Raw genomic sequence first — 17,326 nt, forward strand, 5'->3', positions numbered from 1 at the left:
CCCTCTTCATCATAAATCGCTTTATCGACTCCAAACGAGCCTAAATCTGCTAAGCGTTGGGCTAAAACAAAGGTTGTTTTAAACGTTAAGGGCGAAAGATAAAAGGTAGCATTCCAATCTTTTCGAACGTATTCACTTCCTACTCCTAAAAAAACATAAGCAGGGGCAAACAAACGCGAAATTGCTGTTTCCGTGTCCGGATAAGCATATCCATTTGTAAATTGCGTGTTGAAATTAAAACGAGCCGTATTATACCAATTTGAATTTTTACTTGTTTTGTAGCCGTAATTAGATAAAATTGATAACGCATCATCCGTTTTTCGTAGCTCTCGTTCTTCTTGTTTATTGATGCCATATCGAATGCTCATTTCATTGTTCCAAAGTACATTTCCACGGGTATATTTTTTGGAGAAATCACCTTTGAATAAGCCGGAGATAGAGCTGTTTCCACCGGCATTCCAATTCACAAAAGCAATTTCAGAAATATCTAAACCAATCGCTTTTCGTTGTACCCAATACGTAGTATCTTTTTTAGCGATTACAGGTATAGAATCGGGAGCTTGTGCATAAAACGGTTTAAAAATAAGCAAGCAAAATAGCAATGAAATAAATTTCATATTCTTTAAAATTGGTTAGACTTTTGCAAAAGTCACTATTTCAGAGAAGCTAACAAAATTAAGACGATGTTTTCCGTGTTAATTTTACTATAATTTTGCAATTCTTCAACCGTTCCGTGTTCAATGAATTCATCTGGAATACCAAGAATCTGAATTGGATTAGGATAATTGTGTGCTGCTTTAAATTCAGCTATAGCGGCTCCAAAACCACCAATTTTCGCTCCGTCTTCTAAGGTGATTAGTGTTTTGTGTTTTCTAAAAATCGTATGAAGAAGGTCAATGTCCAAAGGTTTTACAAAAGCAAAATCGTAGTGTGCAAAATTATCTGAATTTGGAAGTTGATGGAAAGCATCGGTTACATTTTTTCCAATAAACCCATTCGATAAAATTGCTGTTGTGCTGCCTTCTTTTAATAAAGTAGCTTTTCCTATTTCAATTTTTTGAAAAGGTTGCTGCCAATCAACTACATTTCCTCTTCCTCTAGGATAACGGATGGCAATAGGATGCGATAAACCTAATTGAGCAGTGTAGAGCATGTTGCGTAATTCTATTTCATTTCGAGGCGAAAAAAGAATTAGATTTGGAATACATCGCAAATAAGCCAAATCAAAAACTCCATGATGTGTCGCTCCATCTTCTCCAACTAAACCCGCCCTGTCTAAACAAAAAATGACGGGTAAATTCTGTAAAGCCACATCATGAATGACTTGGTCATACGCTCTTTGTAAAAAAGTGGAGTATATATTGCAAAAAACAACCATTCCTTGGGTGGCCATTCCAGCTGATAATGTTACGGCATGTTGTTCTGCAATTCCCACATCAAAAGCTCTATCTGGAAAAGCATCCATCATGAATTTTAAAGAGCTTCCCGTTGGCATTGCTGGAGTAATGCCAATTATTTTTTTGTTCTGTTGAGCGAGTTCCACTAATGTTAATCCGAAAACATCTTGAAATTTTGGAGGTAAATGTCCTTCTTCTTTTATAAGAATTTCACCTGTAATTTTATCAAACTTGCCTGGAGCATGATATTTTACTTGGTCTTCCTCTGCTTTTTGAAGGCCTTTCCCTTTGGTGGTGATGACATGTAAAAATTTTGGTCCTTTTATTTTTTTTAAACGATGTAATTCTTGAATTAAAGCATAGATATCATGACCATCAATCGGACCTGAATAATCAAAATTCAAGGATTTAATCATGTTATTCACCTTTGGGTTTTTCCCTTCTTTAACAGCAGTCAAATAATTTTTGAGAGCACCCACACTCGGGTCAATGCCTATTGCATTGTCATTGAGGATGACCAATAAATTTGCATCGGTAACACCTGCGTGATTTAAACCTTCAAAAGCCATTCCGCTCGCAATTGAAGCATCTCCAATCACAGCAATATGGTGTTTGTCTTCTCCTTTGAGTTGAGAGGCAATAGCCATTCCTAATGCTGCCGAAATGGAAGTGGATGAATGGCCAACTCCAAATGTATCGTACACACTTTCACTGCGTTTTGGAAAACCGGAAATGCCATTTAATTGCCTATTTGTATGAAAAATAGCTCGTCTTCCAGTTAAAATTTTATGTCCATACGCTTGGTGTCCCACATCCCAAACTAATAAATCGTCGGGTGTTTGAAAAACATAATGCAAGGCAATCGTGAGCTCAACAACACCCAGACTCGCCCCTAAATGGCCTTCTTTTACAGAAACGATATCAATGATAAAATTTCGTAATTCTTGTGCCAATTCAGGGAGCAGATTTACAGTGAGTTTGCGTAGATCTTCAGGCGAATCAATATGTGAAAGTATTTTTTCAAGCATAAGGCAAATGTACGAATTGAAATTGTATTTTTGTTTCTATGGAAAATCCTTTTACAGATGAATATTTTATGAAAAAAGCCTTGCAAGAGGCTGAAATGGCTTTTGAAAAAGGAGAAGTTCCAGTTGGTGCAGTAATTGTAGTAGATGATAAAATTATCGCTCGCTCACACAATTTAACTGAATTACTTCATGATGTTACCGCTCACGCCGAGATGCAAGCGATTACTTCTGCAGCAAATTATATTGGTGGAAAATACTTAAAAAAATGCACGATGTATGTCACGTTAGAACCTTGTCAAATGTGTGCTGGTGCTTTATATTGGAGTCAAATTTCCAAAATTGTATTCGGAGCCAGAGATGAACAACGCGGTTTTATGACTTTAGGCACGCAATTACATCCAAAAACGGAAGTTGTTTCCGGTATTTTAGCTCAAGAGGCCTCCGATTTGATGATTCGTTTTTTTGCTTCGAAAAGAAAATAAATTAACCTAAATTTTCTTCTTAAAAATTAGTAAATTAGAAGACAATATTTGGAATGCTTTTTGTGTTATCGCAAAGAGATCATCGCTATTTTAGTTTACCACTTTTAATCATCCAGACCATGTTAATTAAACGTTTATCACTGCTTTTAGTTACTTTTTTAATTATGCAATCGTGTGCTAAAAAAGTGCCAACAGAAGAATTTAATTCGGATTTTTCCTTATATAAAGACTATGTTTTAAGTTTTAGTTCAGGTATAGTGTCCGCAAATTCTGACCTACGTGTGACCTTAGCGTTTGATAAAACCGAATGGAAACCCAATCAAGAAATAGAGAATGATTTATTTGAAATCTCGCCAAATGTAAAAGGGAAAATGATGGCTTTGGCGTCCAACACGATTGCTTTTATTCCAGAAAAACCCTTGGAACAAAATACAGAATATCGGATAACGTTTCATTTATCAAAATTAATTAAAACCCCGCAAGAATTAAAAGAATTTAGATTTTCCGTTAAAACAATAAAGCAAGATTTTATTGTCAATGTATTGGATTTACAATCGTATAGTCGGGACTTAAATTACTTAAACGGGACGATTCAAACCAGTGACCGAATGAGTTTTGAAATGGCTTCAAAACTGCTAGAAGCTTCGCAAGATGGAAAAAAATTAAAAATAAAATTTGATAAAGCCTTAAGTACCGAAACCGAATTTAAATTTCTCATAGATAGCATTCAAAGAAAGGTAAAAGATGATTTTATTCAAATTAAATGGAATGGCGAACCTTTTCAAATGAAGCAAAAAGGAAGTATCGATTTTGAAATTCCAGGAAAAGATAACTTTAAAATTGTTGGTGTAGAAATTGGCGATGAAGACAACCAATCGTTGTTTATCAATTTCTCTGATCCCGTTAAAAAAGGACAAGACTTAAGTGGATTAGTAGCCGTAGAAACAGCTCAATCAACTAAGTTTGCTATGGAAGGCAACCTTTTAAAAGTTTTTTTTAATGAGCCTTTAAAAGGAGATTTATTAGTGGAAGTATTTCAAGGAATAGAAAGCGACGAAGGGTATAAAATGAAAACAACGTTTACGCAAAAAGTCCTTTTTAACGAAATGAAACCAAATATTAGGTTTGTAAAAAACGGAACTATTTTACCGAGTTCTTCCAATTTGAAAATCAATTTTGAATCGACCAATTTAAAAGCAATCGATGTAAAAGTGTATAAAATTTATAAAGACAATATCCTTCAATTTTTACAAGATAACAATTTAAATGGGAATCGTAATTTGCGTAAAGTTTCCTCGCCCATCGCAAAACAAACGATTGATTTACTAAAACATAAATTACCCAACTACAGCAAATGGAATACGTTTGCGTTGGATTTATCGAAGATTATTACGCCAGAACCCGGAGCGATTTACCGAGTCGAACTTTCGTTTAAAAAAAGTTATTCACTTTATAAATGTGATACTACTACTGCCAATTTAACGCAAGAGGTGGAAGAGGAATCAGACGAAGTACGTTCGTATAATGATGATTATTATGACTATTATTGGTATGACGATTTTGATTGGTATGACAGTAAAAACCCTTGTGAAGACGACTATTTTCATCGGGGTCCTATTGGAATGAACGTGTTGTCTTCCGACATCGGAGTCATTGCAAAACGAGGTGAAAATAGTTCGTATGTTGTAGCGGTCACCAACATCGTCAACACACAACCAATTCCAAGAGCAACCGTTGACTTATATGATTTTCAACAACAAAAATTAGCTTCAACAGCGACCAATGCAGAAGGAATAGCCACTTTTGAACTCGATAAATATGCTTATTTTGCTATCGTCCAAAAAGATAACCAATCCACTTACCTCAAATTAGACGAAGGCTATTCACTTTCGGTCAGTAATTTTGATGTTTCAGGAGAGAAACTACAAAAAGGTCTCAAAGGATATCTTTATGGCGAACGCGGGGTTTGGCGTCCAGGCGATACGTTGTTTTTGAGTTTTATGCTAAATGACGCAGCGAGTAAATTAGACAAATCACATCCCGTTAAGTTTACATTAAATGATCCTTCCGGAAAATTAACGTACCAATCTTTCCAAAAGTACAATGAACTAAATCACTATAAATTCGTTGTGCCTACTCGTGAGTCGTATCCAACTGGAGGCTGGGAAGCAATTGTGAGTGTGGGAGGAGCGAAGTTTTATAAGTATATTAAAATTGAAACCATCAAACCCAATCGGTTAAAAATCAAAAATAAATTCGATTCAGAAATTTTGTCGGTTTCCAAACCAAATCAAAGCCAAGTAGAAGTAGCCTGGTTGCATGGAGCCGTTGCAAAAGACTTGAAAATGGAAATGCAAGCCAAAATAATGACACAAAAAACAGTATTCAAAGGGTTTGCAAATTATGTTTTTGATGATCCTATTCGCCAATTTGAAACGGAAGAAACCACTGTTTTTTCTGGAAAATTAAATAGCGAAGGAAAAGCGACTGTTTCGGTTCAACCAAAAGTCAGTAGTCCTTCACCCGGCATGTTAAAAGCCAGTTTTATGACGAAAGTATATGAAAATGGCGGTGATTTTAGTACGGATGTAATGACAGCAACCCTATCGCCCTATTCAACGTATATTGGGATTAAAACACCCGAACCGAACAAGTACGGCTTGTTAGAAACTGGAAAGATGAATCGGTTTGATATCGTCTCTGTAGATGAAACTGGAAAACCAAAACCAGTTCAAAACCTGACTGTCCAAGTCTATAAAGTAGAATGGCGATGGTGGTGGGATGCTAGTTTTGACAATCTATCGAGTTATGTTTCGTCTAATTCTACTACTGCGTTTAAAAACTTTACGGTTAGTACGAATAATAGTGGAAAAACCAGTTTTCAATTTAAAAATGAAGAAAATGAATGGGGTCGCTATTTAATCCGAGTTACGGATGAAGCGGGCGGACATGTCACGGGAACAACCGTGATGATTGATTGGCCTTATTGGTCAGGAAAAACTCGAAATTCGGATGCATCAAATGCTTCGATGTTGCTGTTTTCTACAGATAAAACGAACTATGCGGTAGGCGAAAAAGCAAGTGTTTCTTTTCCTTCGAGTGCAGGAGGAAGAGCGTTAATTTCACTGGAAAACGGTTCGCGAATTGTTAAAACATTTTGGGCTTCTACACAAAAAGGGGAAACTAAAATAGAAATTCCGATAACCGCAGAAATGGCTCCCAATGTTTTTATTCATATCACGTTATTGCAACCGCATGCTTCAACGTTGAACGATTCACCGATTCGTCTGTACGGAATTGTCCCCATTGAAGTATTGGATAAAAACACCATTTTAGAACCGCAAATTACTATGCCAGAAGTTTTAAAACCAGAAACCAAAACGACGGTTCGCATTAGTGAAAAATCAGGAAAAGCAATGACCTATACGTTGGCGATTGTAGATGATGGTTTATTGGATTTAACCCGTTTTAAGACACCTAATGCATGGAATAGTTTTTATGCTCGTGAAGCGTTAGGCGTAAAAACTTGGGATGTTTTTGATGAGGTAATTGGAGCTTATGGTGGAAAAATAAACCAAGTGTTTAGTATTGGAGGTGATGAAGATTTGGGAGGAAGTAAAGCTAAAAAAGCAAATCGTTTTAAGCCAGTTGTAATTTATTTAGGCCCCTTTAAATTGGAAAAAGGTAAAACAAATGCCCACCAAATCAAATTACCCAATTATGTTGGGTCGGTGCGAACTATGGTTGTAGCTGGCGATATCAATACCAATGCATATGGTGCGGCTGATAAAACATCGGCAGTTCGCAAACCGTTAATGGTGCTAGCTTCTTTACCACGAAAAATTTCGCCTACAGAAAAAGTGCGTTTGCCGATTACGATTTTTGCAATGGAGCCACAAGTTAAAAACGTAACAGTTCAGGTAAAAACATCCTCAAATTTATCTGTTATAGGAAACGTATCGCAAAATATAACCTTTACGCAACCCGATGAAAAAATGGTTTATTTTGATTTACAGGTGGGTAATGCCACAGGAATCGCCAAAGTACAAATTGTGGCTACTTCTGGGAATGAAAAAGCAACGTATGAAGTTGAATTAAATAGTACCAATCCAAACCCAATTACAACCGAATTTACCGATGTAGTTTTGGAACCCAACAGTACAAAAACAATTGCAATTTCTACTTTTGGAGTTCCGGGTAGCAATCAAGCTCAATTAGAAATTTCTTCTTTTCCTACGATGGATTTCAATCGAAGAATGCAGTTCTTAATTCAATATCCACACGGTTGTGTTGAGCAAACGACTTCGGGTGTTTTTCCACAATTATATTTAGCCGATATCTTTGATTTAACAGCCAAACAAAAGAATGAAATTCAGAAAAATATCAAAATTGGCATTCAAAAATTAGGAGAATTTCAGTTGGCAAACGGTGGATTTTCCTATTGGAGTGGCCAAAATTATGCAGATGATTGGAGTTCGTCATATGTGGGTCATTTCTTTTTAGAAGCAGAAAAGAAAGGCTATTTCTTACCCATACAGTTCAAATCAAAATGGATTGCTTATCAACAAAAAACAGCCAAAGAATGGCGTTTTAATAAAGCGAATAATGATTTAGCACAAGCTTATCGATTATATACGTTAGCAATTGCAGGTGTTCCCGATATGGCATCGATGAACCGTTTGCGTGAAACTACAGGAATTTCTAACGAAAGCAAGTTGCGATTAGCCGCTGCCTATGCCTTGGCTGGACAAAAACAAGCGGCACAAAGCGTGTTTGCCCAAAGTACCATTGACGATAAAAATTCAAATAGTTATTATTACTATGGTTCGCCAGAACGAAATCGTGCGATGGCATTGGAGACTTTGCTTTTAATTGGTGAAAAAGAAAAAGCTTTTTCACTCGCTACAAGTTTGGCCAAAAATTTGGCTTCAGACCAATGGATGAGTACACAAACTACGGCATATTGTTTGTATGCAATGGCTAAATTTGCTAAAGAAAATGGTGGAAAAGGAGTAGAAGTAAGTTATGTTTTGGATGGAAAAACGCAAACTATTTCTACTACAAAATCACTAGCAACACGAGAATTAGCCGTTAAAACTGGAAATAGCTCGGTATCTATTTCAAATACTAAAGGTAATACGATATATGTTCGGGTAGTAACCAGCGGCATTTTACCAATTGGCGAAGAAAAAGTGATGCAGCGGAACTTATTTACCAATTTATCATTCAAATTGAGAAACGGAACGGTTATGAATGTTTCTAAAGTTGCACAAGGAACCGAGTTTATAGGCGAAATAACAATTAGAAATCAATCGAATGAGCGAGTGGAAAATATTGCGTTGACACAAATTATTCCTTCTGGATTTGAAATTGTAAATACCCGTTTTACTGATTTTGGTAGTTTTGGCAGCAACGTAGCCGATCACATTGACATTCGTGATGACCGAACAAATTTCTATTTTAGTCTGAAAGCAAATGAATCTAGAACCTTCCGCGTCTTGTTGAATGCCTCTTATTTAGGGCGTTATTATTTACCAGGAATGCAAGCCGAAGCGATGTATGACAATAACTATTCTGCAAGAACAAAAGGACAATGGGTGGAAGTGGTGAAGGAGTAACACCTCGTTTAGTCATTCCGACGCTAGGAGGAATCTCATTAGGAAGACTAAAAACAATTTTTTTTACCAGCGATTAATCTTAAAATTGCTGGTGAGCAAAGTTTTATTTTAGTACAACAGCTTTTTTTTAATAATTTATACAACTTCATAAAAATGCAAAGTATCTTTGAACTTTAAACAAAATAATTATTAAAAAAACAAAACATATAGGAATGGAGTATAAAAAACTTATAAAAATTTCAATAGTTTTAAATATCATTCTGATGTGTGCGATATTATATTTGATTTATAATTTTCATCCAAAGTTAATTCCAAATTTAATATATACAGAATCAGCTGTTGAAATAAAAGAAAGTATATTAAAAAATAAAATTACTAAATCTACTATTTTCCATAACGCTGCTAAATTTAAAATATTAGGAAAGCTTCCAGAAACAGATTTATATGCTAGACTACCAAAAGAAGCAAAAAAATTTGTTAGCGAACCCGTATGGAAACTTTCTAGGAATTCAGCAGGAATTGCTATTCGCTTTTCTTCAAATTCATCTTCAATCAAAATTCGTTGGACTTTAAAAGATAATGTAGTATATTCCAATATGACTCCGATTGCTTCCAAAGGATTTGACCTATATACTTATTCTAATGAAAAATGGCAATTTGTTGGAGTTGCAAAACCTTCTGATAAGATTCAAAACGAATCAATTATAATAGATGGCATGCAAGCAAGTGAAAGAGAATACCTGCTTAATCTTCCTTTATATGATGGTGTACAATCGTTAGAAATTGGAATTGATTACGACGCTCATATATCTAGTCCTATTCAAAATATAATAGACAACAACAAACCTATCGTTTTTTATGGAACAAGTATTACTCAAGGAGCTTCTGCTTCAAGACCTGGACTAACTTATGTTGCACTTTTAGGCAGAAATTTAAATAAGGAAATTATTAATTTAGGCTTTAGTGGGAATGGTAAATTCGATAAAATATTGGCCAACTATTTTATGAGCATAAATCCTTCATTTATTGTTTTGGATTGTACGCCAAATTCTCCTTCAGACACAATAAGAAAAAATTTGCCCGATTTAATTGAGTTTGTTCGTTCAAAAAATAAAACTGTTCCTATTTTTTTTGTCGAAAGTATAATTCGTGATTTTTCTTATTTCAAAAAAGATGATAAATTAGTATTCGGCACGATGAGTTTTATAAACCAACAAAATAATACTCTTAATGAAATTTATAAAGAGAAATCTATGAAACATAAAAACTTGTATTATATCAATAGTGAAAAACTTATTGGAAATGATCATGAAGCAACTATTGATGGCACTCATTTTAATGATTTAGGACATTTTAGAGCCTATGAATTTTTGAAATGTGAAATCGATAAAAATTTGAATAAAAAAAGCAAATCTCACTGAACTCAGTGAGATTTGCTAAAGGATTTAATTGCAATAAAAAAATCCAAATACGATTTTTCAATTCCTCGGACTATTTTTCGACTTCCACCGATTTTTTGTCGTCATTTATTTTAATTTCAGTTTTTTTATCTCCTTTTTTATTTGAAAACTCCACACCATCTTTATCTATGCTGAATGAAGTTCCATCTTCTTTTTTTGGAGCAGCTGCTTCTACTTCAACCTCTTTTTCAATAATGGTTGTTTTTTCTATTACTTGAGGTTCAACCTTGTTTTCTTTACAAGCCACAAAAGCAGAAATAGTAAATATAGTAAGCATTATTTTTAACGTTCTCATCTTATTATTTTTAAGGATTATTATTAATTGCAAGATAAGCTTAATAATCGTTCCTCCATTTACATTCTAAAAGAAGTATGTTATAGGATTCACACTTCTTTTGATCCGAAATTTCAAATACATTCTTAAAACAACTACTTTTAAACATGAAAATAAAAACGCAAGATTTCAGTTATCTTAGCAGTATAATTTGAATCGTATTAGAAATAATTTCTGATGACGATTTATTACAAAACAGCAAACGTGCTTTCTTCTTTTCAAAAAATAAAAAAAAGGCTTTTTCAACACAAAATCAAATCTATTTTGATTTTGGTATTACTGATTGGCTATTATTTTTGCTTACCGAGAACACTTTTTAATGAACCCTATTCCACTGTTATTGAAAGCAAAGAGGGGAATTTATTAGGAGCAAAAATTGCTCGAGATGGTCAATGGCGTTTTCCTGCTTCGGATAGTGTGCCTAAAAAATTCAAAACGTGTATCGTTGCTTTTGAAGACCAGCATTTTTATAACCATCCCGGATTCAATCCCATTTCAATGTGGAATGCTTTTCGACAAAACCGCAAAGCCAATCGAGTCGTTCGTGGAGGAAGCACCTTGTCACAACAAGTCATTCGGTTATCCCGAAAAGGAAAAAGCAGAACTTATTTTGAAAAAATCATTGAAATTGTATTAGCGACGCGTTTGGAATGGCGGTATTCTAAAGCCGAAATCTTAAGTTTGTATGCCGCTCATGCACCGTTTGGCAGTAATGTAGTGGGCTTAGAAATGGCCTCTTGGCGATATTATGGTTTGCAAACACATCAATTGTCGTGGGCAGAATCTGCTACTTTAGCGGTTTTGCCTAACGCTCCAAGTTTGATTTATCCTGGAAAAAATCAACAGCGATTACTTGAAAAACGCAATCGGTTATTACTCAAATTATATGAAAACAAGTTGTTAGATAAATTGTCTTTTGAAATGGCTTTGCAGGAACCACTTCCGCAAAAACCATTTGAATTACCGCAAATGGCTCCGCATTTACTACAAAGAATAGCCAAAAAACAAGAAGGCCAAAAAATTAAAACGACTGTTCATTTTTCTTTACAGGAAAGACTGAACCAGATTGCACAAAATTATTATAACCAATACCAACAAAACGAAGTGTATAATCTCGCGATTTTAGTGGTTGATGTAGAAACGAGAAACATTATCGGTTATGTTGGGAATGCACCAACCGATAAAAATCATCAAAAAGATGTGGATATTATTTCAGCTCCGCGGAGTTCGGGAAGTATTTTAAAGCCATTACTTTATGCTGGAATGTTAGATGATGGCGAATTGCTGCCGAATACTTTAGTGCCCGATATTCCAACGCAAATCTCGGGTTATAGTCCGCAAAATTTTAACTTGACCTATGACGGAGCTGTTCCTGCTAAAAGAGCCTTGTCACGTTCGTTAAACATTCCGTCGGTGTTGATGTTACAAGATTTTGGGGTTTATCGGTTTTATGAACAGTTGCAACAATATGGTTTTACGACCATCAAAAAGCATCCCAATCATTATGGTTTATCGCTCATTTTGGGTGGTGCAGAAACCAATTTGTGGGATTTATGTAAAACCTATGCTGGACTTACTGGAACGTTGAATCAGTATCAAAAAACGAATTTTAAATACCGCAAAAACGAATTTTCTGAGTTGAATTATGACCAAGCGAAGCATATAGATTTCGGTAAAACAGCGTATCAAAAAACAGTAGTGGGAGCAGGCTCCATTTATTTCACGTATGAAGCAATGAGGGAAGTGAACCGCCCAGAAGGTGATGAAGCGTGGCGATTTTATGATTCTTCTTTGCCAATTGCATGGAAAACAGGAACAAGTTTTGGAAACCGTGATGCTTGGGCAGTTGGCACGAGTTCGAAATATGTTGTTGGAATTTGGGTTGGAAATGCCACGGGTGAAGGAAGGCCTTTATTAACGGGCGTCACAAGTGCGGCTCCTATTTTATTTGATGTTTTTAATTTATTGCCGCGAAGTAATTGGTTTGAAAAACCCTTGAATAATATGTTAGAAACTGAAGTTTGTGCTAAAACTGGTTTTTTAGCGAATGAACATTGTCCGAAACAGAAACAATGGATTCCAGTTTCGACCAAACAAACAAGTTTATGTCCGTATCATCCGTTAATTCATTTAGATGTTTCACAGCAATTTCGGGTGAATAGCAGTTGTGAAAATGTAGATCAAATTGTAATCAAATCATGGTTTGTACTTCCGCCGGTAATGGAATGGTATTACAAGAAAAAGAATTTAGATTATTGGGTTTTACCTCCTTTTCGACAAGATTGTTTAGAAAATCAAACCAATTCAATGGATTTTATTTATCCTAAAGCGAATGGTAAAATCTATTTAACCAAAAATTTTGATAGCGAAGTACAACCTGTCATTTTAAAAGTGGCTCATTCGCAACCCAATTTGAAATTGTATTGGTATGTAAATAATACGTATTTAGGTAAAACAGAGCAGTTTCACGAAATGCCTTTAAAAGCTACCTCGGGTATTCATTATATCACTGTTGTGGATGAATATGGAAATGAAATTAAACGAAAATTAGAAATAGTAAGAGCGGATTAAATTTATTGTGAACTTAAATCCAAAGAAAAAGAATGCATTTGTTGCAAAAAAGTTCCAATAATTTTTCTAGAAAAGCGTTCGTTGGTCATGTAAAATATATTTCCATCGGTAGAGCTTATTCCTTCGATTTGATGAAAAGGTAATTGGAGTTTGATTTTTCTTTGATTGATATTTTTAAAGTTGAGGTTTTTTAAATCATCAATGAGAATGATAAATGGTTTTAGTTTTTTGGTATGACCACAAAGTGCGATACGGTTTGTTTCTTCTACAAAAGTTGCTCCGGTGATTAGACCATTAACTTTTAAATCAACGAGGTATTTAGCCGAATAATTGCCTGGTGTTTTTGGTAAACTATAAACGGTAGTTTGATTATTTTTCCATTGTTTTGTAAATAAAATCAATTCATTTTCCATTGCAATAAAAGCTTCACAATCAAAGTTGGTGGTGTTGCTTTTTTGTTTAGAAAAATCAGTTTGCTCGGGGTAAGTAAAAGTGATTGTTTCAATTTTTGGAGATTCAAACAAAGTAGTTTTAGCAATTTTATAGATGGTTAAATCAGTCCGATTTCCATGAGCGTTGTTGCCAAAATCGCCTAAATAAAAGTGGGTTTTATCTTGTGTGATTTCTTCCCAATCCTTGTTTTTAATGCCGTTTAACTTAATGCTTTTTGTGATTGATCCATTTTTAGCTAACTGATAAAGATGTAAATCGGTATCGTCGTTGTGTGTGTAAAGTTGATTTTCCCACTCTACTAAACCAGAAGTTTCAGTAAGCGAATCACTCAAAACGACAGAAGTAAATTTCTTAATTTTCAGTTTTTTATAACAACAACTACCATCATTTTCAAGTGCATTGGGGTTGTAATTCTTAGCCAAAACATCGGTGCAACCCGATTGGGCAGAGTTCACATTAGAGAAAAAAAGACTAATGAGTAAGAAAATAAACAAATGAAACCGCATGCTAATTTTAATAGTAATAATCAAAAATAGTTGAATGAAAGTGAAGTTTATCCTATTTAGACAATAAATAAAAATAAACCAAAAAAAAAACGCCTACCAAAAAGGCAGACGTTGATTTTTATTCTTTTATTACATTACCTTCTTTATCATTAAATTGGTATTGTAAAAACGTGTAAGCATCACGAGGTATGATTTTCACCCATTTCTTATGTTCAAAATACCATTTTGAACGTAATGATGGAAAACCTTTGGTAAGGTATGCGGCCACAAAAGGATGGGCATTAAGCACCAGCTTTTTATGATTTTTTAATCGTTCAACATCTAACGAGATTTTGTCAATCACTTGAATTGGAGCATCTATTTCTCCAGCTCCGTTATTCGGATCTTCTTCTCTGGTTTTGATATTAACTTCTGGTCTTACGCGTTGACGTGTAATTTGAATAAGTCCAAACTTACTTGGCGGTAAGATTTTGTGTTTTGCTTTATCATCGCTCATTTCTTCTCGCAAGAAATCAAAAAGTACTTTTCGATTTTCTGGATTTTGCATATCGATAAAATCGACAACTATAATCCCGCCCATATCTCGTAAACGCAATTGTCTGGCTACTTCTGCAGCAGCAATCATGTTGACTTCAAGGGCTGTGTCTTCTTGGTTTTGAGCTTTATTAGAACGGTTTCCGCTGTTTACATCGATGACGTGAAGAGCTTCAGTATGTTCAATAATTAAATAAGCTCCTTTACTCATAGAAACCGTTCGACCAAAAGACGTTTTAATTTGTCTTTCGATATGGTATTTCTCAAAGATAGGCACTTCTTTTGATTGGTAAAGCTTGACAATGTTCACTTTTGAAGAGTCAATTTCTTCAATAGATTCTTTTGTTTGCTCAAACAACTCTTCATCATCAATATAAATTCCGGTAAAGGAATCATTAAATACATCGCGAAGGATAGAGGATGCTCTATTCATTTCGCTCAATACTTTTGACGGATGATGAGCCGTTGGTAATTTTTTACACATGGCAGTCCATTTACTGAGTAAATTCTGCATGTCTTGGTCTAATTCGGCTATTTTTTTGCCTTCGGCTACTGTGCGAACAATAACACCAAATCCTTTCGGTTTGATAGATTGTACAAGTTTCTTTAAACGGTCTTTTTCTTCTTTAGAATCTATTTTTTGAGAAACAGAAACCCGGTCTGAAAACGGAACCAACACCACATAACGACCAGCAAGCGATAGCTCTGAGCTAATTCGCGGCCCTTTGGTCGAGATAGGTTCTTTAACGATTTGTACTAAAACAGACTGATTGGCACTTAAAACGTCAGTGATAACGCCATCTTTGTCAATTTCTTTCTCAAACTGAAAGCTTTTTAGGGAGAAATCTTTTTGTTTACCTGTGCTTACAAGTTTAGTGAACTTCAACATGGAGAGTAAGTTAGGGCCCAAATCGTGGTAGTGTAAAAAGGCATCTTTTTCAAAGCCTAAATGCACAAACGCCGCGTTGAGTCCCGGAACCGGTTTTCTAATTTTGGCAATAAAAATATCACCAACTTGAAATCCGCTTTTTTGCTCTTCCTCTTTGTGTAATTCAATTAGTTTTCCATCTTTTAATAAGGCAAAATCTACAGCTTCAGAACCTGACCTGATGATCAATTCTTTATTCACGTTGTAAATTTTTATCCAAACATTTTAGTCATCGGCTTTCGTTGTTGGTTGTTGGAAAAACCAGCAACTTTCTACGTCAACCCACAACCTTAGGTTAGGATGGATTAAACAATATTTTAAACAGGTAGTATGTACCCGGTGAAACAGTTATTGTTTTTACTGTTTCATTTCAAAGAACTTTTTGTAAAAGAAAAAAGTAGTGTAAACTACTTTTTCTTTTTGTGACGGTTAGCTCTCGCTCGTTTTTTACGTTTGTGCGTCGCTACCTTATGTCTTTTTCTCTTTTTTCCACTTGGCATAGTGTGATCTTTTTGGTATTAATAAATGAGTTATACTGCTACTTCAGTGTTGGTTTTCACACCTTCTACAAAAACTTTTGCAGGTTTGAATGCCGGAATGTTGTGAGCAGGAATTTTAATTGTTGTGTTTTTTGAAATGTTTCTTCCTGTTTTTTCAGCTCTTGTTTTAATGATAAAGCTTCCAAAACCTCTTAAATAAACATTGTCACCAGTTTCTAATGAGTTTTTAACTTCTTCCATAAAAGATTCCACTGTTGCTTGAACATCACCTTTTTCAAGTCCTAATTTTTCTGAAATCTTCGCTACGATATCTGCTTTCGTCATTTTCTTTCGTATTTATTATTTATGTGTAAATTTTTGAGAGTGCAAATATACAAATTAAAAAAACAATTATTCAAGCATAATTGATTAAAATTTAATCACATAAACTTATACTTTTGTCAACCAATTTAAAAACATGACTTTTTCTAACCGGCTTATTTCTTGGTATTTAGAAAATAAACGCGATTTACCGTGGCGAAACACTGTAAATCCGTACCCAATTTGGCTTTCTGAAATCATCTTGCAACAAACGCGTGTGGCTCAAGGATTGCCTTATTTTAACACTTTTGTAGCTAATTTTCCAACCGTTTTCGACCTCGCAAACGCTTCAGAAGAGCAGGTTTTGAAACTTTGGCAAGGACTTGGTTACTATTCTCGTGCTCGAAATTTACATCAAACAGCAAAAATCATCGCATTTGAGCGTAATGGTGAATTTCCAACATCCTATGACGAATTGTTAAAATTAAAAGGAGTTGGAACTTATACCGCCGCCGCCATCGCTTCTTTTGCTTATCAAGAAGTCGTTCCGGTTGTGGATGGAAATGTGTTTCGGGTTTTGGCACGTTACTTTGATGTAAATACCGATATCTCGTCGGCTACAGCCAAAAAAGAATTTACCCTTTTAGCCAAAGAATTAATAGATGCTAAAAAGCCGTCACTTTTTAATCAAGCGATAATGGAATTCGGAGCGATGCAATGTGTACCCAAAAATCCAGATTGCTCTGTGTGTGTGTTCAAAGACAGTTGTGCAGCTTTACAGAAAAATAAAGTAAATCAGCTGCCAGTAAAATTAAAAAAGACCAAAGTAACCGAGCGATTTTTAAATTATTTGGTTTTGGAAGACGAACAAGGAAAAACCATCATTCAAAAAAGAACCGCTAAAGGAATTTGGCATAATTTATACGAATTTCCGTTAATAGAATTAGAAACAGAAGGGTCTAATCTAGAAATTGCGTCGGCTTTAAGGAACACTGGAATTGTTTCTGACGAACAGCTTATTTCTATTATTGGTTTTGAAGAAAAAAGTATTCGTCATATTTTATCGCATCAACGCTTATATATTCGGTTTTGGCATATTCTGATAAAAGGGAATTTAAAGGAAGGATTGTCCAAAAACAGTATCAAAAAGAAGCCTTTCCCAGTAGTGATTTTTAATTTTATCGAAAAGTATTTTTAAACTGTTTTAAAATTCGT

11 protein-coding genes are annotated in these 17,326 nt (G+C 34.9%); 5 read left to right on the forward strand and 6 right to left on the reverse strand.

Annotated features, from left to right (window positions below):
• Both PHR76_RS04260 and PHR76_RS04265 read right to left on the reverse strand, forming a co-directional pair.
• The coding region (locus tag PHR76_RS04260; RefSeq protein ID WP_300058907.1) for a DUF3078 domain-containing protein at window positions 1-617 on the reverse strand (617 nt) is incomplete at its 3' end.
• 35 nt (window positions 618-652) lie between these two features.
• Window positions 653-2,425 (reverse strand): 1-deoxy-D-xylulose-5-phosphate synthase, encoded by a 1,773-nt coding sequence (locus PHR76_RS04265; RefSeq protein ID WP_300058909.1) that lies wholly within the window; start codon window positions 2,423-2,425, stop codon window positions 653-655.
• A gap of 38 nt (window positions 2,426-2,463) precedes the next feature.
• Here PHR76_RS04265 and PHR76_RS04270 point away from each other — a divergent pair, with 38 nt between their 5' ends.
• The 3 genes from PHR76_RS04270 to PHR76_RS04280 all read left to right on the forward strand — a co-directional run bounded on the left by PHR76_RS04270 (window position 2,464) and on the right by PHR76_RS04280 (window position 9,946).
• Complete coding sequence (locus PHR76_RS04270; RefSeq protein WP_300058911.1) at window positions 2,464-2,907, forward strand: nucleoside deaminase; 444 nt, start codon at window positions 2,464-2,466, stop codon at window positions 2,905-2,907.
• A 119-nt stretch (window positions 2,908-3,026) separates the two neighbouring features.
• Window positions 3,027-8,525 carry an MG2 domain-containing protein gene (locus PHR76_RS04275; protein ID WP_300059066.1) on the forward strand — a complete coding sequence of 1,833 codons (5,499 nt, stop codon included), beginning with the start codon at window positions 3,027-3,029 and terminating at the stop codon, window positions 8,523-8,525.
• Window positions 8,526-8,737: 212 nt separating this feature from the next.
• On the forward strand, window positions 8,738-9,946 hold the full coding sequence (locus PHR76_RS04280; RefSeq protein ID WP_300058913.1) for an SGNH/GDSL hydrolase family protein: 1,209 nt from the start codon (window positions 8,738-8,740) through the stop codon (window positions 9,944-9,946).
• 70 nt (window positions 9,947-10,016) lie between these two features.
• Here PHR76_RS04280 and PHR76_RS04285 read toward each other — a convergent pair whose 3' ends face one another.
• Entirely contained in the window at window positions 10,017-10,280 is a 264-nt protein-coding gene (locus PHR76_RS04285) for a hypothetical protein (RefSeq protein ID WP_300058915.1), read from the reverse strand.
• Window positions 10,281-10,496: 216 nt separating this feature from the next.
• Between PHR76_RS04285 and pbpC the strand changes: the two genes are divergently transcribed.
• Window positions 10,497-12,890, forward strand: coding sequence for a penicillin-binding protein 1C (gene pbpC, locus PHR76_RS04290; RefSeq protein WP_300058917.1), 2,394 nt, complete (start codon window positions 10,497-10,499; stop codon window positions 12,888-12,890).
• A gap of 2 nt (window positions 12,891-12,892) precedes the next feature.
• On the opposite strand, the gene PHR76_RS04295 is transcribed toward pbpC, so the two are convergent.
• The 3 genes from PHR76_RS04295 to PHR76_RS04305 form a co-directional block, all read right to left on the reverse strand.
• Window positions 12,893-13,849: a T9SS C-terminal target domain-containing protein gene (locus tag PHR76_RS04295; RefSeq protein ID WP_300058919.1), complete on the reverse strand. Its 957-nt coding sequence runs from the start codon at window positions 13,847-13,849 to the stop codon at window positions 12,893-12,895.
• A 118-nt stretch (window positions 13,850-13,967) separates the two neighbouring features.
• Window positions 13,968-15,512: a ribonuclease E/G gene (locus tag PHR76_RS04300; RefSeq protein WP_300058921.1), complete on the reverse strand. Its 1,545-nt coding sequence runs from the start codon at window positions 15,510-15,512 to the stop codon at window positions 13,968-13,970.
• Window positions 15,513-15,841: 329 nt separating this feature from the next.
• Window positions 15,842-16,135, reverse strand: coding sequence for an HU family DNA-binding protein (locus tag PHR76_RS04305; RefSeq protein WP_112085891.1), 294 nt, complete (start codon window positions 16,133-16,135; stop codon window positions 15,842-15,844).
• 133 nt (window positions 16,136-16,268) lie between these two features.
• Between PHR76_RS04305 and mutY the strand changes: the two genes are divergently transcribed.
• A complete protein-coding gene (mutY, locus tag PHR76_RS04310) occupies window positions 16,269-17,309 on the forward strand; it encodes an A/G-specific adenine glycosylase (RefSeq protein WP_300058923.1) in 1,041 nt (346 codons plus the stop codon).
• Window positions 17,310-17,326 lie beyond the last annotated feature (17 nt).

The organism is Flavobacterium sp. (assembly GCF_028689845.1).
Classification (GTDB): Bacteria; Bacteroidota; Bacteroidia; order Flavobacteriales; family Flavobacteriaceae; genus Flavobacterium.

Bases quoted from the DNA above. Each gene is read 5' to 3' on its own strand.
- PHR76_RS04265 (WP_300058909.1), bottom strand. From the start codon at position 2,425: ATGCTTGAAAAAATACTTTCACATATTGATTCGCCTGAAGATCTACGC.
- PHR76_RS04270 (WP_300058911.1), top strand. From the start codon at position 2,464: ATGGAAAATCCTTTTACAGATGAATATTTTATGAAAAAAGCCTTGCAA.
- PHR76_RS04275 (WP_300059066.1), top strand. From the start codon at position 3,027: ATGTTAATTAAACGTTTATCACTGCTTTTAGTTACTTTTTTAATTATG.
- PHR76_RS04280 (WP_300058913.1), top strand. From the start codon at position 8,738: ATGGAGTATAAAAAACTTATAAAAATTTCAATAGTTTTAAATATCATT.
- PHR76_RS04285 (WP_300058915.1), bottom strand. From the start codon at position 10,280: ATGAGAACGTTAAAAATAATGCTTACTATATTTACTATTTCTGCTTTT.
- pbpC (WP_300058917.1), top strand. From the start codon at position 10,497: ATGACGATTTATTACAAAACAGCAAACGTGCTTTCTTCTTTTCAAAAA.
- PHR76_RS04295 (WP_300058919.1), bottom strand. From the start codon at position 13,849: ATGCGGTTTCATTTGTTTATTTTCTTACTCATTAGTCTTTTTTTCTCT.
- PHR76_RS04305 (WP_112085891.1), bottom strand. From the start codon at position 16,135: ATGACGAAAGCAGATATCGTAGCGAAGATTTCAGAAAAATTAGGACTT.
- mutY (WP_300058923.1), top strand. From the start codon at position 16,269: ATGACTTTTTCTAACCGGCTTATTTCTTGGTATTTAGAAAATAAACGC.